General features: G+C 45.6%; 20 protein-coding genes and 1 pseudogene. 6 read left to right on the forward strand and 15 right to left on the reverse strand.

Translation table 11 applies throughout. From position 1 onward, the window contains the following. Positions 1-25 precede the first annotated feature (25 nt). Complete coding sequence (locus tag RIH33_RS20940) at positions 26-3304, forward strand: M4 family metallopeptidase (protein WP_406650680.1); 3279 nt, start codon at positions 26-28, stop codon at positions 3302-3304. A gap of 93 nt (positions 3305-3397) precedes the next feature. Here RIH33_RS20940 and RIH33_RS20945 read toward each other — a convergent pair whose 3' ends face one another. The 6 genes from RIH33_RS20945 to RIH33_RS20970 form a co-directional block, all read right to left on the reverse strand. Then, positions 3398-4261, reverse strand: coding sequence for a class II glutamine amidotransferase (locus tag RIH33_RS20945; protein WP_406650681.1), 864 nt, complete (start codon positions 4259-4261; stop codon positions 3398-3400). Between the two features lie 89 nt (positions 4262-4350). After that, positions 4351-4782, reverse strand: coding sequence for a sporulation protein (locus tag RIH33_RS20950; RefSeq protein WP_406650682.1), 432 nt, complete (start codon positions 4780-4782; stop codon positions 4351-4353). A gap of 1 nt (position 4783) precedes the next feature. After that, positions 4784-5281, reverse strand: a complete 498-nt coding sequence (locus RIH33_RS20955) for a hypothetical protein (protein WP_406650683.1) — start codon at positions 5279-5281, stop codon at positions 4784-4786. Positions 5282-5349: 68 nt separating this feature from the next. Beyond that, positions 5350-5724, reverse strand: a complete 375-nt coding sequence (locus RIH33_RS20960) for a YybH family protein (protein ID WP_406650684.1) — start codon at positions 5722-5724, stop codon at positions 5350-5352. A 127-nt stretch (positions 5725-5851) separates the two neighbouring features. Next, complete coding sequence (locus tag RIH33_RS20965; RefSeq protein ID WP_406650685.1) at positions 5852-7753, reverse strand: AAA domain-containing protein; 1902 nt, start codon at positions 7751-7753, stop codon at positions 5852-5854. A 1-nt stretch (position 7754) separates the two neighbouring features. Further along, entirely contained in the window at positions 7755-8150 is a 396-nt protein-coding gene (locus RIH33_RS20970) for a TerB family tellurite resistance protein (RefSeq protein ID WP_159582234.1), read from the reverse strand. 120 nt (positions 8151-8270) lie between these two features. Here RIH33_RS20970 and RIH33_RS20975 point away from each other — a divergent pair, with 120 nt between their 5' ends. From RIH33_RS20975 to RIH33_RS20990, 4 genes are read left to right on the forward strand one after another with little or no spacing between them, the layout of a single operon-like run. After that, entirely contained in the window at positions 8271-8855 is a 585-nt protein-coding gene (locus RIH33_RS20975; protein ID WP_406650686.1) for an ACP phosphodiesterase, read from the forward strand. Beyond that, a complete protein-coding gene (gene crcB / locus RIH33_RS20980; protein WP_406650687.1) occupies positions 8852-9226 on the forward strand; it encodes a fluoride efflux transporter CrcB in 375 nt (124 codons plus the stop codon). Before RIH33_RS20975 ends, crcB begins: the two co-directional genes overlap by 4 nt. A gap of 42 nt (positions 9227-9268) precedes the next feature. Continuing rightward, positions 9269-10429: a DnaJ domain-containing protein gene (locus RIH33_RS20985; protein WP_406650688.1), complete on the forward strand. Its 1161-nt coding sequence runs from the start codon at positions 9269-9271 to the stop codon at positions 10427-10429. Next, positions 10426-10836 (forward strand): DUF3052 domain-containing protein, encoded by a 411-nt coding sequence (locus RIH33_RS20990; RefSeq protein ID WP_406650689.1) that lies wholly within the window; start codon positions 10426-10428, stop codon positions 10834-10836. The genes RIH33_RS20985 and RIH33_RS20990 overlap by 4 nt, the downstream gene beginning before the upstream one ends. Here the strand turns inward: RIH33_RS20990 and RIH33_RS20995 are convergent. Together RIH33_RS20995 and RIH33_RS21000 are read right to left on the reverse strand one after the other, a co-directional pair. Next, the gene (locus RIH33_RS20995) at positions 10811-11398 is read right to left on the reverse strand and encodes an acyl-CoA thioesterase (RefSeq protein WP_406650690.1); all 588 of its coding nucleotides are present in this window, start codon (positions 11396-11398) and stop codon (positions 10811-10813) included. The two genes, RIH33_RS20990 and RIH33_RS20995, sit on opposite strands and share 26 nt — an antisense overlap. Positions 11399-11410: 12 nt before the next feature. Continuing rightward, positions 11411-11833: a hypothetical protein gene (locus tag RIH33_RS21000; RefSeq protein WP_406650691.1), complete on the reverse strand. Its 423-nt coding sequence runs from the start codon at positions 11831-11833 to the stop codon at positions 11411-11413. Positions 11834-11941: 108 nt separating this feature from the next. Between RIH33_RS21000 and RIH33_RS21005 the strand changes: the two genes are divergently transcribed. Beyond that, the gene (locus RIH33_RS21005; RefSeq protein WP_406650692.1) at positions 11942-12706 is read left to right on the forward strand and encodes a class I SAM-dependent methyltransferase; all 765 of its coding nucleotides are present in this window, start codon (positions 11942-11944) and stop codon (positions 12704-12706) included. Positions 12707-12715: 9 nt separating this feature from the next. Here the strand turns inward: RIH33_RS21005 and RIH33_RS21010 are convergent, their stop codons facing one another. From RIH33_RS21010 to RIH33_RS21040, 7 genes and pseudogenes are all read right to left on the reverse strand, one after another. Further along, the gene (locus tag RIH33_RS21010; RefSeq protein ID WP_406650693.1) at positions 12716-13714 is read right to left on the reverse strand and encodes a glycosyltransferase; all 999 of its coding nucleotides are present in this window, start codon (positions 13712-13714) and stop codon (positions 12716-12718) included. Beyond that, a complete protein-coding gene (locus RIH33_RS21015) occupies positions 13707-14678 on the reverse strand; it encodes a glycosyltransferase family 2 protein (RefSeq protein WP_406650694.1) in 972 nt (323 codons plus the stop codon). Before RIH33_RS21015 ends, RIH33_RS21010 begins: the two co-directional genes overlap by 8 nt. Positions 14679-14681: 3 nt before the next feature. Then, entirely contained in the window at positions 14682-15203 is a 522-nt protein-coding gene (locus RIH33_RS21020) for a DUF4199 domain-containing protein (protein WP_406650695.1), read from the reverse strand. 7 nt (positions 15204-15210) lie between these two features. Further along, positions 15211-15720 (reverse strand): DUF4199 domain-containing protein, encoded by a 510-nt coding sequence (locus RIH33_RS21025; RefSeq protein WP_406650696.1) that lies wholly within the window; start codon positions 15718-15720, stop codon positions 15211-15213. Positions 15721-15724: 4 nt separating this feature from the next. Next, positions 15725-16981 carry a dihydroorotase gene (locus tag RIH33_RS21030; RefSeq protein ID WP_406650697.1) on the reverse strand — a complete coding sequence of 419 codons (1257 nt, stop codon included), beginning with the start codon at positions 16979-16981 and terminating at the stop codon, positions 15725-15727. Beyond that, positions 16981-18630, reverse strand: a complete 1650-nt coding sequence (locus tag RIH33_RS21035) for a hypothetical protein (RefSeq protein ID WP_406650699.1) — start codon at positions 18628-18630, stop codon at positions 16981-16983. The genes RIH33_RS21030 and RIH33_RS21035 overlap by 1 nt, the downstream gene beginning before the upstream one ends. Positions 18631-18702: 72 nt before the next feature. Further along, positions 18703-18927, reverse strand: a pseudogene (locus tag RIH33_RS21040) (BatA domain-containing protein); the annotation flags it as partial. Positions 18928-19202: the final 275 nt, after the last annotated feature.

Consider the following 19202-nt stretch of genomic DNA (forward strand, 5'->3'; position numbering starts at 1 on the left):
AGTTCAAACCTAATTCAAAACACACATGAGAAAACAATTACTTGCAATGACCCTTATGGGGGCATCATTGCTAACCTATGCCCAAAGTGAGCGTAAACCTGCAAAAGATTTCAAATCCCCCCAGTTAATTTCTGTGCAGGAAGTTCCCAACCAAGACGCCAAAACCCTTCTGAGAGACCAGCTTCAGCTTCAGGAATCGGATGACATGAAGCTTATAAAGTCTGAAATGGATCAGATTGGCATGACGCATGAGAAGTATCAACACTTCTATGAAGGAGTCAAAGTATTCGGATCAGAGTATACGGTACACTCCCAATCAGGGAAAATTTCCCACCTTTCCGGAAAACTGGCCAAAGTAGAAAATGTGGATGTAAAGCCATCCCTGTCTGAGCAGGCTGCTTTGGACAAGGCTGCCTCCCGGATCACAGCGGAAAAGTTTATTTGGGAAGAGGACTTCTCAAAGAAACCTAAAGCCGAACTGGTCATACTGGATGCTACCACTACTGGCAAAGAGGCCCGATTGACCTACAAGTTTGAGATCATCTCCTTAAGACCTTACCAGCGGTATGATGTCTTTGTGGATGCCAAAAACGGGGAGACGCTGATGATGTACAGCAAAATCCATTTTGCGGATGCCGTAGGCTCTGCAGCTACCCGATACAGTGGCACACAAACCATCCATACGGATAGCTACTCCGGTAGCTACAGACTGAGAGACTACTCTCGTGGAAACGGGGTGGTGACCTGGGATGCTACCACAGCCACTGGCGTAAATGGCTCTACGGGGGTTCCTATCGGATCTTCCGACTATACAGACAACAATAACAGCTGGACAGCTGCTGAGTTTGACAATGCGGATAAGGATGATGCTGGTTTGGAGGCTCACTTCGGTGCCGCAGCCACCTACGACTTCTTCAGCACCACATTTGGCCGAAACAGCTACAATGGCTCTGGCGCTACCATCAACAGTCACGTGAATACTGACATAGAGGCTGTATATGGCTATCCTTCCGGCTACAATGACAATGCCTTCTGGAATGGCAGCGTCATGGTATATGGAAAAGGTAACTCACTGGATCCCCTGACCACTGTGGACATCACTGGGCACGAAATTGGCCATGCCTTTATGGAATATACAGCTGGTATGGTTTATCAGAAAGAATCTGGGGCGATGAATGAGTCCTTTAGTGACATATGGGGCACCTGTGTGGAGAACTTCACCAATGTAAACTATGGCACCAGCAAGGACCTATGGAACCTGGGTACAGAAATTGGACAAACTTTTCGTTCAATGTCTAACCCCAACGCCCACAGCCAGCCAGATACTTATGGTGGTACCTACTGGGTAAGCGTAACCAGCTGTACGCCAAGCAGCAGCAACGACTACTGCGGAGTACACACCAACAGCGGTGTGGGTAATCACTGGTTCTATATCTTGACGGTAGGAAAATCAGGAACCAATGACATTGGAAGCAACTACAGCGTAACCGGCATTGGCATTGACAAGGCCGCTGCAATCTCCTGGAGGTCACAGTCTGTGTATCTGGGCGCTAATTCAACTTACGCGGACTGGAGAACCTTTGCCATCCAATCTGCTAAGGATCTCTATGGAGCGGATTCTCCGGAGGAAATAGCCGTAACCAACGCCTGGTATGCCGTGGGTGTGGGTGCTGCCTATTCAGCTCCTGTGGGTTGTGTGGCTTCTCCTTTGGCCCTCTCGATCACGTTTGACAACTACCCGGAGGAAACCAGCTGGACAGTAAAGAATAGCGGGGGAACCACAGTAGCATCAGGCGGAACCTATGGATCACAGGCTGATGGATCTACCCTTAACCTGAACATCAACCTGACGGCTGGTGACTATACTTTTACTATTAATGACAGTTATGGAGATGGTATCTGCTGCTCTTACGGAAGTGGATCATATACCCTTTCGAGTGGATCTACCACCATCAAAACTGGCGGGAGCTTCACCTCATCGGAGAGTACCAACTTCTGTATAACCTCCGGTGGCGGCGATACACAGGCACCTACGGCACCAGCAGGCCTGGCAGCATCCAATGTGACTCAGACTACCCTGACCCTCACATGGAATGCCTCAAGCGATAACGTAGGAGTGACAGGGTACAATGTATTTCAGGGCTCTACCAATATCGGCACGGTAACCGGAACATCCGCAAACATCACCGGCCTGTCCTCTGGTACAAGCTACTCATTTCATGTGACGGCAGTAGATGCCGCCTCCAATGAGTCTGCCTCCAGCAACACGGTGAATGTAACCACTCAATCTCCGGATACTACATCCCCGTCGGTGCCTACTGGTCTGGCTGCATCAAGCGTAACTCAGACCACTCTGACACTATCCTGGAATGCTTCCAGCGACAATGTGGGGGTGACAGGCTACGATGTGTACAGAGATGGAAGCCTTTATACTTCAGTATCAGGCACCAGTACAAGTGTCACCGGGTTGACTGCCAGTACCACTTATGCTTTCAGGGTAAGGGCGAAAGATGCCGCAGGCAACAACTCAGCTCAGAGTACTGCCTTGAATGTGACCACAGCTGCTAATAATGTGACCTACTGTACTGCCGGAGGCAACAATACCAACTATGAGTGGATTGACCTGATTCAACTTGGGTCCATCAATAACTCCTCGGCAGCCAATGGTGGCTATGGTAACTTCACCTCACAGTCTACCACACTGGTGCTCAACTCCAGCAACACTATTTACTTCAGTGCCGGATTTGCAAGCTCTACCTACAGTGAAAACTGGAGAGTATGGATCGACTACAATCAGGATGGGGACTTCACAGACAGTGGAGAGCAGGTAGTCACTGGTACTTCTTCCAACGGAAATACCTACTCCGCCAGCTTCACAGTACCCGGAGGAGCGTCTCTTGGTGCTACCAGAATGCGTGTGGCCATGGTATGGAATGCAACACCTTCGAGCTGTGGCAGCTTCTCATATGGTGAAGTGGAAGACTACACAGTCAACATCTCTGCCACCAGTATCAATGGCGTTGCAGCAGCTAGCAGCTCTACATTCGGAGAGTCTTTGGATAGTGAGCTTGCAGAAGCTACTTTCGGAGTGTATCCAAACCCTGTAGGAGCAATGCTCAATTTCAATACGGGCGACTTCAAAGTCATCTCAGGCCTGAGAATTATTGACCTGGGTGGAAAAGAAATGAGAAGACTTTCCGGAAACATGAACGCGCTCAACGTATCCGATCTAAATCCTGGCCTTTACATCCTGGAGTTAGAGTCTGAAAGAGGCAAGTTTCAGACCAAGTTCCTAAAGCGATAGTAAATTAAAACGGTTTAATTGATGTGAAAGGGGTCTTGTCAGCATAAGCTGATAAGACCCCTTTTTTTGCTCCGTGCACTGAACACTTCCAGGTCAATCCCCCATGGAAATGGTCAGACGATCAAGCACATATCCCTCCTTCACTACCACCATGGAGTTCACAGGTACTGGCTCCCATCCGGGATCATCACTCAGCGGCTCAGAACTGATAATAACTGCTTTTTCGTGTTCTCCCGGGCTGATCATGTGGCAAACTCCGTCTTCACAGGCATACCGCTTACCAATGTTCAGGTAAAGCGAATCTGCATTTTCCGGCACGTCCGTTGTAAACCTCACCGCCACAGATATGCTACCATCTGTTAGCACCATATTCATATAGCTGGGCTCATCCACTCCCATTTCCTGTCCCAGCTCCACCACTTTGCGTATCGCAGCCATGAGCGACGAGCTCATCTGATCATGTGGAGACAGCGTATCCCGTTTCTTGAGTTCATCCTGCACCAGACAAAAAAAGTGCTCAGAGTCAGTGGACCCTTTTAATTCCTCAAAGGCCTCATCCGAAAGGGACTGAACAATTTTCCGCCGGATTTTGTGAAATCCTCCGATATCCCCATTATGCATAAAGGCATACTGTTTGTAACCAAATGGGTGACAATTGTTTTCAGAAACCTGAAGACCCTGAGTAGCAGCACGTACATGTGCCATGATACAGGTAGATTCGGTGATTCTTGCCAGCTGTATGAGGTTACGATTGTTCCACGCAGGAGTAACCGATTTGAAAAAAGCCGGGCTACCCGAAATGGAGTGATTGTACCAGCCCAGCCCAAAACCATCTCCATTTAGTGGTTCGTCCCGCTCCAGGGCATTGAAGCTCTGGTTGATGAGGGAATGCGTGGGTTCCGTGATGAGGGAGCCAATCCTGATTGGCTTACCCTGATAGAAAGTAAAGCGGCACATGGCCTTTGGGCATTTTCAGTTGTTCTGATAAAAGATAGGAAATTATCCTGCTATTCTAATGACCTCACTTCTCTTTTTACACAAAATGGCTATCTGGTCGCCGGATAAATCATCTTCTTATTTACGATAAAGGATCTTTGATCGCTGGTAGGGTTGACACCCGGCAACTCAACTCCCGCCTGTGCCGACCAATGAAGACTACTGTGCTTACCAATATAGGTGGCAGGAGCGGATTCAGGTAATTTGATCTCCATACTCCAGGTTTTCTCCTCTCCTGCCGAAACCTGCACATGCTCAGCCAGAACCTTCTCCTCCGCATAAATGGTGGTATCATGCGCTGAGCGCTCGACCGCTTTCACGTTCAGGTAAACTTTCTCAAAAATGAGCGTTTGGTCAAGTGGCTTCACAGTGACCATGACACTAAGTGATTCGCCATCCCTCAAGACCTCCTCCGCATAGGCCAGATCGACCTTTGCTGCTCCGCCGGTTACAAAATTTTTAAGGTTTTTCAGTATGCTCATCTCACAGATCGTTCATAGAATAATTCATAGGCTTAGAGACCAATAGCTCTACCCAGCCACTGTCAGGGTCATTGCCTGGCATATCCAGTCCGGCTTGAACCTCCCATTTGAAAAAGACATCTTTACCATGGTAAGTAGCTCTCGCATCGGTTGGCAGCTCAAACTCCGCCAGCCATTTATCCTCAGCTCCTTTCTTTAATTCAACATCGGTTCCAAGTATCATCTCTTTTTGAAAATGATCCTCATGGCGCGTCTCATCACGGGTAGATGTACGGGAGTTTCCATCTCCATCTGTTTCGGTGTAGGTCACAGTTTTGGTATAAGTTTCTCGCGCGCGGACGTTTAGGTACACTTTTTTCACTTTACAGTGGTCTTTAGCAATGGCCGTAACAAAGAGTCGGACCGGAGCACTTCCATCCACAATCGGACTTTCAAACACCACGCTGACGCTTGCTGCTCCTCCTGTGATATAATTTTTGATTTTAGAAAACAAGCCCATGTCAATTCCTTTTTATGTGCTAAAACTGCACAAAAAAACCTCAACAGTCATCCGTGTAAGCCGGTATTTCAGGAAGAATGATCAGAGACAATCACCCATTCACCTTCAATCTGCCTGAAAAGCAACGTAAAATGCCCCGCAACATTCCCTGCGCTTCTCTCCAGCGACCACTTGCCAATCACAAACCAATAGTCGGTATTGAGTGGATAAATTTCCAGAACATCAAAGGCCAGCTGGCCCATGGTAGCCTGATCAGGATAGTTTTTCTGGTACCGCTCCAAAGTGGTCTGCCAGCCATAGGTAAGCCCGTCTTTCCCCACAAAAACAAGTTGATCAGATTTCCAGTATCCTTCCATAAAACATGGAATATCTCCGGCATTCCAGCAGTCCTGCTGAGCAGCGAGTACCCCACGTATTTCACTTTCCGGCTGGGACATTGCCATTAAAGGAATTATTAATAAAAGAGCCGATGCCAGCTTTTTCATAGAACATTCTTTTAAGACCAAAATAACGATTTAGCAACAAATCCGCCTCCTCAATATGTCATTTGGATATATGAGCTCCCAGAAATCAGGAATACATGAATTCAAACGCGCTGTGGTAGAGATTTCGTTGCTGCAGATCCTGAATGAGCTGATCAAAGAAATCGTTGGAGCTAAGAGTGGCAGAGTCCCCCACCATCACCAGTAGATGCCGGGCCCGCGTCATGGCCACATTCATCCTGCGTTCGTTGGAGAGAAAACCGATAATCCCCTCTGAATTACTCCTGGTGAGCGAGATCATCATAACATCGCGCTCCTGCCCCTGAAAGGCATCCACAGAATTAATCGTGATGTTTTTGAGAACTTCGCCTGGCAATCCAAGGTCTGGTAAATTCGCCTTTAGAAGCTCCGACTGAGCTTTGTAGGGAGCTATCACCCCTATCTTTAGTTGATGCGCGTCCCCTTCCGGAAGCTCCTTCAGGATCCTGTCCAGTTGTGCCAGCACAAACCGTCCTTCTTCTACATTGTAAGTAGACAAGGTTTCAGGGTTCAGCTTTTCTTCAAACCCACAACCAGCGGTATCAATGAACAGGACAGACTTTTCAAATAATTGCCTTCTTTGAGAGATCACTTCGCCGCTCTTGAGCTTCCCCTGATAAAAATATTGGTTGGAAAAGCACATGATGTCATCGTGCATCCTGTACTGGGTCTCCAGCATCACATCGGCATTCCATTTGGTGATGTTTCTCCCAAAGACGGTTTCTGACAACCCCTCTTTGGCTGCTTCCAGCGATTTCACAGTAGGCGGAAGCTGCCAATGATCACCAGCCATCACCACCCTGTTACACTTCATGATGGGAATCCAGCTGGCCGGCTCCAGTGCCTGTGAAGCCTCATCCACAAAGAGGGTTTTAAACGTCCTGTTCTGTAGGTAATTACTATTGGCACCTACCAGGGTACAAGCGATCACCTCAGCCTTATTCAGCTCATCATGGATCATGTGATCCTCCAACATGCGGGCATCTTCTTTAAGGGTCCTGGCTTCATTGAGCAGCAACGTCCGTTGCTGTCTTTCCTCCCTTCCAAAATGACGTTTGTGCTTTTTGCCCATAGCCCTGTACTCCTCCGCCTTTTTCCTAAGATCTTTGAGGAGCTTTGCATCTGAATGCTCAGCGAGCCTGGCATCTATGGTGGATGATACCACCTCTTCTGTTACCCTGGCGGGATGCCCGATTCGGAGTACCCGAATACCCTGTTGGGTGAGTTTTTCGGCCAGTAAATCTACCGCAGCGTTGCTGGCGGCCGTTACCATGACTTGCTTTTCTTCCGAGATGGTGTCTTTTATAGCTTCTACCAGTGTGGTGGTTTTCCCGGTACCCGGCGGGCCATGAACTAAAGCCAAATCCCGAGCGGATTTAATCAGATTTAACGCCTCATTTTGACTATCGTTCAGATTGGGGTGTCTGATGCCAATAGATTGATGAAACCGGGGCTGTGTATGTCCTAGCAGTACGCTGATCAACTCCTGGATCCGGCCCTCGCGCACATCAGCCAACTTGCGCATGGTGCGCTCCATTTCATCATACGTGCTCTCATCAAAAAGTAAATCCACTCCCAGTCGACCCTCATCTATCCAGTCCGGTGGATCATCAAAGTTGAGAACCACCGTCATGTATTTCTCTGAGACTTTACTTATAATCCCTGAAGCGCTTAAATTTTTCTTTTGATCATTGAGGAAAATGCTCACCGAGGAACCCACCTGAAAGAAATGCCGCTTATCATGATCTGTGGTGCGCTCCATTTTCAGTACCCACTTCTCGCCAGTACCCAGAAATGAGCCATCCACCACCACCGGATACCAGGTCACCCCTTCCTTTTTCCGGTCTTCCAGAGAGCGATTTCTTATCTTATTTTCATACTGCTTCCGGTCTTCCTCCCTTTCCTTTTTGAGTAAAAGTAAGAGCCGAAGAAAATGCTCCGAATGAACCATACTATTTTTTCAGATACTGCTGAATGGTGGATTTGAGTGACGCCTTGTCGGCAGATATTTCAGGATCACTGTAGATTTTGAGCATAAGCTCCAGGAGAACATCTTCGTTGTACCCTAGTTTGCTGGCCAGTTTTGCACAAAAACGAATCTCTTCCTTATACAGTCGTCCATCTATCTTCATGAGTTGAACGATATTGTAGATGTATTCGTATTTTTCGTCATCGGTCAGGTTTTCCAGATTTTCGATGAGCGAGGAATCTTCAAAACACGCACTGATGTCACTGGAAGACATCCCATTGGCCTCACCTATCTGTGCAATGAGGTCAATTTCGTCTTGCACGACCACTCCATCCACCTTGGCCAGCTGTACCAGGAGATTCAAATGTGTGCGGATCATATTTGTTGAACTAGGCGCGATAATTTCTTTTGTTTAGCGGTACTAACAAAATAATTTTTAAACTTAGGTTAAAATCAAAAGACCTACAAGCCTTTTGTTCAGTCTGATAATCAAGCAGCCATGAATTTTCTTGCACATATTTACTTATCCGGGGATCAGGAGCGTGTCATGATTGGAAACTTCATGGGGGATTTTGTGAAAGGAAAGGCTTGGGAAGAGTTTGATTCAGCCATCCAAAAGGGGATTTTGCTTCATCGGGAAATCGACAGGTACACCGATGATCATGAAGTAGTGATCAAAACAAAGGAGCGGCTGCGTCCAAAATATCACCATTATGCGCCCGTAATATCTGATGTCTTTTATGATCACTTTTTGGCTAGTCTTTGGGAAAACTACCATCCGACACCATTATTGGATTTTACCAGGTCGTTTTATGAAGTGACTGCTCATTATGATGATGTGATCCCTGCACGTGCGCAAAAGATGTTGTTTTACATGAAACGTGACAACTGGCTGTACAATTATCAATTTGTAGAGGGCATCAACCGCGCTTTGACAGGGATGAGCCAGCGAACACCATTTCGCTCCAAAATGGAGCAAGCAGCTTTGGATCTAAAGGCCGATTATGAAAGCTACAAACTGGAATTTCAGGCTTTCTTTCCGGAGCTTGTCAAGCATTCAGAATCATTTTTAAAGACTCTATGAAAAATATTTTACTGGTCGGCCTTGGCGGATTTGCAGGGAGCATTTGCAGATATCTGGTCACTTTATATTCGCTCAGGGTATTCACCCCAAGCCTTCCTTACGGCACACTCATTGTCAATCTGGCAGGGAGCGCGCTCATCGGGCTGTTGGCTGGCGCACTCCTGAAAATGAATAACCAATTCTACCAATTATTGCTGATTACTGGCTTTTGTGGAGGTTTTACCACATTTTCCTCTTTTTCCATAGAGGGTCTCAGGTTACTAAAAGAAGCTCAATACTATCAGTATGTCACTTACGTGACGGTGAGTGTTTTCGGAGGGTTGACGCTTTGTATCCTGGGCGTCTGGATCGCACAAAAACTGCTCAGCTGAAACAATATGATCCCTGACTGACGTTTATTAGAAAAATTCGGGATGCTTAATTACTATGCTATTTTAGGAGTAACTGAAGCTGCTTCGAGCGCCGAGATCAGGGCAGCTTTTAAGCGGCTGGCACTTCAGTATCATCCTGACAAAAACGATGGTAGCGTGGAAATGGAAGAGCGGTTTAAGGAGATCAACCATGCCTATCAGGTGCTCTCCAATCCCTATCAAAAAGCACGATACGACATCCAGTGGCAATTTGGACAACCTTCTGAGCCGTATTATACACCACCTCCACCCCCCAGGCCTACTTACCGACGGGCATACAAAGAACCGGAAATCAACTGGCGTGAGAATTGGATAGCCACAGCTTATGCTTTTGGGTTCACCCTTGTGGTAGCCTCCTTGGTGATGACCTCCATATTTATCAAACGGGCCTATGATGAAAAGAAAATGGAGGAACTACTCACAGCACGACGGGGCATTTTTGAGGCTGCTCAAAACAAATATAGGCTGGGGGAAATAGAGAGCGCCATTTCTACCATCAATACCCTGGGGGTCTTCATGGAAGGTGAAGACGACATGGAAGCCTACAAAACGAGCTTGATGGAAAGCTTCGTTTTTGAAGCGGAGCATAGGTACAACCAAGGGGTATATGAAGAAGCCATCTACTATTTTGAACTTATTGAAAACTATGCCCCCAGAAACCCTTTGCCTCTTCAGGAGCACCTGGCACTGGCATACCGGGAAGTAAACAGGCCTTACAAGGCATTGAAAAAACTCAAAGAACTCCTGATTTTCAATTACCGAAAAATGGAAACTTACCTTCTCATGGCCCAGATATATAGGGACGATATTCATGATATAGACGAAGCAAAGCGCTACTTCGAGGTGGCCAGTGACCTGGCCATTGAAAAATACAAGTCCATATATGGAAATGCCTACCCACTGGTGCTAAGCGGAGCGTCATTGCCCGAGGAACATTATTACCTCTACACCGGCCTGGCCCGCGTATACCTGGAGACTGGCGAGCTGGATAAAGCCATCAAATCGACTAAATGGAACATCAATATCTGGCCGGATAGTGTCGAAAACTATGTCATCGCTGCCCAGAGTTTTGAGGTGCTGGGGGATGATGCTGAAGCCTGCGAGTCTATCAGAAAGGCTCGTGAACACGGCTACAGTGGCACTTTCAACTCCTTATGCCTATGACCACCGGATATTCAGGAACCCCGCTCTTAAAAAAACTGGGCATAAAGCCTGGAAATCGATGCTATCTGTATCAAGTGCCAGAGCACTATTTCGATCTGCTTTTCAATATTCCGGAAAACACTGAATTTGAAGATGGCAAAGTAAACGGGCCGTATGACTTTATCCATGCGTTTGTTTCATTCCGATCTGACCTGGAATCCATATGGCCAACCCTCAAAGCAGCACTAAAAAAAGAGGGTGTGATTTGGATTTCATGGCCCAAAGGGTCCTCTAAACTACCAAAAGACATCAATGAAAACGATATACGGGCACATGGACTTCACCATGGTCTGGTGGATGTGAAAGTATGCGCTGTAGATCACGATTGGTCGGGGCTAAAATTTATGTACCGGCGAAAAGATCGTTGAGGTGATCATCATCTCCAACGAGCCTGGTTTCACAGCGCTGGCCCTGTAATAGTGGAAAATCTTCAGCCATTACGAAGTTTGATTGCGCCTTCTGCATTTTATTGTTCGCCTCAGTTTTGAGTTTTCTACGCTTGATCACCTCGATAAAACGCCTGATCTCATCCATACTCTCCAGTCTGAGTGGTGGCACTTTTACCAGACTCCCATCGTCATCCTTGGCCACCATGGTGAAGTAGCTCGTGTTGGTATGCTTAATGGTGTGGTTCTTCACGTTCTCGGCTGTCACCTGTATCCCCACTACCAGGGAAGTGTTCCCCACATGGTTCACCGAAGCCCTCAGATGCACCAGCTCCCCAACATCCACGGGCTGCAAAAACTCCACCTCATCCACCGAAACCGTGACACAATAGGCCCCGGCATGCTTGCTCGCACACGCATAAGCCACCTTATCCATCAGCGATAGCAGTATACCTCCGTGTATTTTACCACCAAAATTGGCATAACTGGGGATCATAAGTTCAGTGAGGGTGGTCTGAGAAAATTTAACGGGGATTGGTTCCATCTTTCTTTTTGGTTAGCCTACTATGTCTCCACTGTCTTGCCGGCACTTCTTTATCTTATTGTTCAAAATCAGTTTCCAAAAAGGACTTTTGGTGAAAATCAACTTAAGATTCACCAGGAAGTTATTGAGCTCAGATTCCTTCTGTGTGGGACTTCCAGGTATCCCCGGCGGCTGCAGTACGTATTCAAAGCCCATTTTCCGGGTGGCTTGCATCGCACATGGATTACCATACAGCAACCCCTCTGAGGAGCTTTTATAAATGTATTCTATCTTCTTGCGTTTGGGTCTGGTACCAGGACGGTTGGCCTCTTTCCCAAAATGAATGTTTTCAGTAGGCATGTCCTTACTGAAACCGTCCTTCTGAGACTGTGCATTGACTATATTAGCACTGAAAACAGCGAGTAAAAAGATGATCAAAATCCTGATCAGGGCCATAGGCGCAACATGTTAATTCTTCGGCGAGAGATAGATTCTTAAAGATAATGATCTTAAATATCTTTGCCCGCTAATTTAAATAACTGCAAATCTGATTCCGTCATTTCCATGAAGCAAATCATAAGCTTTCTTTTAAGAAAAATACCCAGAAAATACCTTCAGCTGGTTAGTCATCATGGATTGCGTGTACTGGCACTTTTTTATCGTGGAAACAATGTGGAATGTACAGTATGTCACTCCACCTTCAGGAAATTTTTGCCTTACGGAAGAAAATCAAGAGAAAACGCCCTCTGCCCCAAGTGCCTGGCCCTGGAGCGGCACAGACTTATTTGGTTGTACCTCGAAAGAAAAACAGACTTCTTCACCCGCGAAAACAAAATGCTTCACATAGCACCCGAACTCTGCTTCATGGACAGATTTGAAGGCCTCCCAAACCTGGACTACATCACCGGTGATATCGAATCGCCCCTGGCTAAGGTGAAAATGGATATCCATCAAATTCCTTTTGAAGAAAATACATTCGACGTGATCTTTTGCAACCACGTGCTCGAGCATGTGGACGATGATATCCTGGCAATGAAAGAAATGCGCCGGGTACTAAAACCAGGGGGATGGGCCATCCTGCAGGTACCCTTTTTCTACCCTTTGAAAAAAGAGACCTATGAGGACAAGAGCATCACTTCTCCACTGGAAAGAGAAAAAGCTTTTGGACAGGATGATCATGTGCGCATGTTTGGCGAAGACTATGGCGCGCGGCTAACCAGTGCCGGGTTTAAAGTCACTGAGGACAAACTCGTAATGGAGCTTCCGGAAGAAGAAGTGGAAAGATTTGCTCTTCCCAGGCAAGAGATCATTTTCCGGGTAGAAAAGTAAAGATCGAAATCAGTACAAGTCTATATACCTGGTATTGGGGTCAATACCCATCAGCTTCCTTGTGCCCTCATAAAGGAGGCCCGTGGCATACCCGGTCATCTGGAGCAGGGTCATCACTGGAGTAAGTGCAGCCACAGTCAGTGATTTGTTCACCATCAGTGACTCACTGAACACAATGCTGAGATAGAACAAATAGCCGATGAGTCCGGTAAAACCGAGAGAATCGGAGAAAAAAATCGGTAAACTGAAGGACCCCACAAGACCCAGAGTAAATGCCAGCGGAAACAAATGCACCATGCCTACCTGACCCGCATGGAACCTGGATAGATTGATTCTGGCTCGTCCAAAGTACATGAGCTGTTTGAAAAATTTCACAGGTGATGTTCTCCTTTTGTGAAAAACGTAAGCCTCCGGTATCAATACCGATTCAAAACCTACCTTCAACAGACGTGTGCTGAATTCCATGTCCTCACCCATAAATGGAATAATATATCCTTTGGTTTTTTCATATACCTCCCTGCTAAATCCCATATTAAAGCTCCTGGGATGGTATTTCCCAACGTGAGAAGCACCACCCCTGATACCCCCGGTAGTGAAGAATGAAGTCATGGTTTGATTGATGGCTTTCTGTACTGTGGTAAATGATGGGTGAGCGGCATCCGGCCCCCCAAAAGCGTCTACAGCATGTGAGCCCAGATAAGTGTCCACTATCTGAAAATAATCAGGTGGGATCAGGCAGTCAGAGTCGAATACAATAAAATAGTCACCCTTTGCTCTCGCAAAGCCATAGTTTCTGGCAAATCCTTGTCCCTCATTTTCCTTAATGAAATACGTTATGGATAATCTCGATTGGTATTCTGCAATCACCGCATCAGACTTTAACGTAGATCCATCTTCCACAATGACCACTTCAAAATCCCTGAATGTCTGATTTACGAGCGTGGACAGCAGTTCGCTCACTTCGTTCGGCCGATTGTAAACCGGCACAATCACTGAATACTTAGGCATCACCTGTCCTTTTGGTGATCAGATAGTCGCCTTTCTTATGATTGACCTGAATAATCATTTCCGCCAAAAATCCAGCTAAAAACAACTGTGTGCCAATAATCAAAGCTACCAGCGCAAGAAAAAACAGCGGTTGATCCACCACATCTCGTACGGCCATGTGATGGTAGATTCTGTACATTTTATCCCCAATAACATAAGCAGTGACACCCAATCCAAAAAGGAAAGAAAGTGTGCCCAGTGCCCCAAAAAAGTGCATGGGGTTTTTTCTGAACCTACTCACAAAGGTGACGGAAATCAAATCCAGAAACCCATGAACAAAGCGCTCCAGGCCAAACTTGGTCTGCCCATATTTTCGTTCACGGTGATGCACTTCCTTTTCACCTATTTTGTAGAAGCCATTCCATTTAGCAATCAGCGGAATGTAGCGATGCATTTCGCCATACACCTCTATGTTCTTCACCACATCTCTGTGATAGGCCTTTAGCCCGCAGTTAAAGTCATGCAGTTTGATACCCGAAACCATGCGGGTGATGGCATTGAAAAATTTGGAGGGAATGGTCTTTCCGATGGGATCGTGCCGCTTCTTCTTCCAGCCTGAAACAAGCTGAAAATCATCCTCCATGATCATTTTTACCAAGGCAGGAATCTCGTCAGGGCTGTCCTGCAAATCCGCATCCATGGTAACCACTACCTCTCCTTCGCAGGCTTCAAAGCCAGTTTGCAGAGCCGCAGATTTGCCATAGTTCCGATTAAACTTAATGCCTTTGGCCCGTGGGTCCTTTTTGTTCAGATCACAGATGACACTCCATGAGTTGTCCCCACTGCCATCATCCACAAAGAGCACTTCGGTATCGTAGTTCTCCTTATCCACTACCCTACAAATCCACTCAAACAACTCCGGGAGTGATTCCTCTTCGTTGTATACCGGTATAACTATTGAAAGAGTTATTCTTTGATCTGACACAGATTATTCGAATTCGGGTCTGGACTTTTTTGTAATAGCAGAGATAATCAGTGAAATAAGAAACCCTACGAAAACACCACCAATCAAACCAAAAATCAATAGGCCCGTGGGGCCTGTGAAATTCTCAGAAATCTTCATGGCTTGCTCAATCTGAGCGTCGCTCATACCTTCCTCTTCCATGGCAATTACTTGCGCCTGTCTGATGTTTTCAATAAACTGAGGGTTTACAAAAGACACATAGATATAGGTGAATATGCTGGATATGACCGCTGAAACCAAAGACATCAAAGTACCCAACCCCAGGCCCTCACCATAATTCATGTATCCATCACCTTCTTTGATGAACTCTTTCTGGGCAAAATACATGATGACCGCAGTAAAAAGTATACCTATCCATGAAACGGACTGATTACCTGACAGGCCTGCAAAATCAATGACCAAAAAGAAAATGATACCAATTAGCCCGCTGATAAGACCATACTTGATTGCCACACTTTTGATAGAAATATTTTTAGTTTCTTCCATGGGTATTTCATTTAGGTTGTTTCCTTAAAATTATGGATATAACCGGGGTAATGAAGAATCCGGCCAACATTTTTTTGAGTGCCGAACTCTGAACCAAATCCCACATGGTTACATCATGTATTTCATCCATTTGCTCCTGCAATCCGGCTTCACCAAACTGTTCCCTGTACATCTCAGCGCGCTCGTTGAGGAAATTGGTCGCAGCTTCCTGATAATTCCTTACAGCATCCTCTGAAAATTGGAAATAAAGAACCAATGCCCCCACAAAAAGAAGGGTTGCAACAGTGTAAACTATAAACCCCATAGTCATGCCCTGCCAAAAGTGGAAGACTCCCTGACCATGATAGGTCTTATATTCCTTTTCCGCGAAAAATATAAACAGACCAAATAAGATCACATCAAACAATAAGTGACTTAGGTCAATCAGAGGATTCGAATTGAAGAAAAAAGAAAGGTGATAAATGATCGTGATAAATACCCCGCAAATCAGTGCGTATTTGATGGAAATCTTCAGCATATTATTATTTATTCTGAAAAAAATGACCCTGATTATACACTCCAAAACACTTACCGGTCAGCTGCTTACCATATTTAGGTGTGTTATTTGACCTGGATGGATTCTGCTTACCAGTGAATTCCCAAATATGAGACGGGTCAAAAACGGCCAGTTTTGCGATGCTTCCAGCCTCCACTTTCACCTCAGGAAGACCTAATACTGCCCTTGGTCCTGAGGTAAGCTTTTGTACGGCTATCTCCAAAGGTAGCTCACCCTGTAACGTAAGCAAGTCAGAATATAGGGTGGGCAGAGACATGATACCCGGGCTCGCTAAATCGAATTCAAGCTCTTTACTCTCAGGATCCTGTGGCTGATGAGAAGAAATAATCGCGTCAATCACCCCTTCTTTCAGGCCTTTTATCAATGCTTTACGATCCCTTTCACCTCTAAAAGGTGGGTCAGACTTCAAATTAGAATCATAGTCCATCAGGTCATCATCCGTATATAACAATTGATTCACTGCCACATCTGCTGTCACCTGAAGCCCCTTCTTCTTAGCAGATTTGATCAGGTTCACACCTCTTGCCGTGCTCAAATGACTAACATGCAGCCTTCCACCCGCATACTTCAGAATGTCGAGATCCCGTTTGATGGCAATTTCTTCTGAAATACCCGGCTCTCCCTTCAGGCCCAAAGTGGTGCTCACACCGCCTTCATGCATATGGGTAAATTGAGAAAGATGAACGTCCTTAGGCCTGTTCATAATAAGTCCATCAAACTTCTGGACGTACTGAAGGGCCTTTAATAGCAACTCGGTATTCCATATTGGATGGAGACCGTCTGAAAAAGCCACGGCACCGGCATCCTGCAAATCCAGTATTTCTGTAAGGTTCTCCCCAAGGCACCCTTCACTCACGGCCGCAATCACGTGTAAATCCACTCCGGCCGTAGAACCCGCTCTTATAAAACCAACGTCACTTTTGCTGTCAATCACCGGGTGAGTATTGGGTATCAGGCAAACATCCGAAAAGCCACCAAACAGGGCACTTTTGACCCCGGAAGCCAAATTTTCCTTATGCTCAAATCCGGGTTCATTAAAATGAGCAAAAAGGTCAAAAAAGGCTGGAGTAACTACCTTCCCCTTTAAATCAATTACTTTCCTACCCTCCAGTCCCTTGCCAACCGCAGAGATCACACCTTCTTCCACAAGTATGTCCAGGGTCTCTCCATGATATTTGGAGTTAACGTCCATGATCTTAGCATTGGCAAGTAGTGTTTTCATTAGGTAAATCTTAGAAGTAAGGTTTCTGCCATTAAAAATATCAGCGCCAAAATTAATGCATATTTCCATAAGCCATTCTCACTGCTTTCGGAAGTATTACTCATCAGAGTTGCTCCGCTATCCACCTTCTCCAGCCGAATATGGTCATAACCCTGGATCATCTCCTCAAATTCACCTGAACCAATAGCAGCGATTTCGGACTCTCGCTGATCAAAATTGAGTGCAATAGATTTAAGCGTGTCATTCTCAGAAACCAAATGATAAATTCCGGGGATCGAAATAACATCTGGGAGTTCCAACAGGACTTCACCCTTGGAATATCTGTAACTAGGAATAAATACGTTCTGTGAGTTTCTCAATTCCAAAATATCCCCCGGAGCTACGCCATCCATTTTCAATGGAATTAAACCACCGCCAAGACGATATGACATAGGAGCTACTCCCATTGGCTGAGCCAACAGATACATGACCGGGACAAAAATTGCATGTTTGTGAAAATTGGTCATCGAATCTACCAAAGGACTGGTTATCACGTAGGTGGGTTTCTTTCCAGACTTGACAAGGAAGGGGAAACCTTCATTCGCACTTATGATGGATTCAGTAAACCCGGACACACCATAGGTACCCTTTACATTGGGCAGACCCGCGCGTTCATTCTTTTCACTAAACACCCCATCAAAAAAAGGATGATCGAGTGATTTTCGACTTACCGTACCCTCTTCCGGTCTTCTTTTCTGCTCCAGTCCAAAACCCAAAACGGGATGATATGACTCCAGATCAGCTGATACTGACGGCACCACAAGTATCTTACCGTCGATCTGATCTACCTGACTTACCAGCCAATTTGGAATCCTCTCCAGACCATTTAAGATCAATAAATCGGCATTTACAACATCCTCAAAAGAAGCATTCTCGATTGAATTACTGACGAGGCTAAAATAGTCACTGTTAGAAAACACCTTCTCAAAATAGCCGCCATCGCTCTTGGCAGAAGATAATACCACTACAAGTGGCTTAGTGGCAGGTGAAATGGAGAAATAAAAGTCGTTATCAAAAACCACAGGATTATCCTGCACACTAATCTTATAATTACCCGCCAGTGGCTCATTCACCCCAATATCCAAAGAAAGCATTTCAGTCTGCAGGCCTTGTAAGGTCGCCGTAAAAGCTGACAGCTGTTGCTCACCTTTTTCCACCTTCACCAGTACATTATCCATCTTTTCGCTACCCGTATTCCTGATTCCAAAATGCAATGTATTCACCCCGGTCAAACCAATCGGTTTCTCCAAAAACACAGAATCCACATAAAGATTTCGAGAATTCTCCGCTATCAATTGATGATAAATAATCATCATTGAACTGTCACCTAATGCTTTATCGATCGGCAGTATAGTGGATCGCTGCAAATCTCCATAAACGTGTAAAAGATCAATACCATAATATTCAGCCCTACCAATCAAATCGTCCAGGGATAATGCCCCATCTGAAAACCTAACTTCCGATAAAATAGCATCTGGCTCAGAAAACTCGCTTTGCCCATCATTATCAAACACTCGAACAGCTGCCCCTTCCCATTCATTGAAAAGTGCTTGGATGGAAGAATATGCACCATAAAGCAACGGTTCTCCCTTGGCATCGGTCTGTTGCATACTATAGGAATTATCAAGATAAATAGCGCCTGACCTTACGCTTTCGGAGCTAAGGCCGTCTCCAAGCATTGGCTTACTGAAGGCCACAACTAAGAAAAAAAAGACCAAAAGTCTTGATATAAGTATGAGAAACTTTTTGAGTGTCGATTTAGACTTCTGTTGCTGCTCTATACTAGTAAGAAAGGATAAATTCGAAAAGTATACCTTCTTAAGTCTCCTAAAGTTAAAGAGATGTATGATGATGGGTATTAGCAGCAAAGCAAATGCCCAAAAAACACCGGGATTCAAAAAATACATGAAGTATCTACGCTCAAGTGTGATTTATTCTATCGTCAAATCTATTGCTTAATTTCCGATTTCAAGAATACATCAAAAGCTTTAATCCTGATCCCGGATAAGGCAAATATTGGATCAATCTGGAAAGTTGGGGGAAAGATGAAGTTGGTATTTCTTTGCCATTAAAAAAGTTGAAGGAATTAGACTTGTTGAAACTGGTATTACCCGAGGGTATGTTGGACTATTTTGATGTATCGGGTATGGAAATTAAAGAAGGCCAATATCAGATCTATCTA

Origin of the sequence: Marinoscillum sp. (genome assembly GCF_040222955.1) — a bacterium.
GTDB lineage: Bacteria > Bacteroidota > Bacteroidia > Cytophagales > Cyclobacteriaceae > Marinoscillum.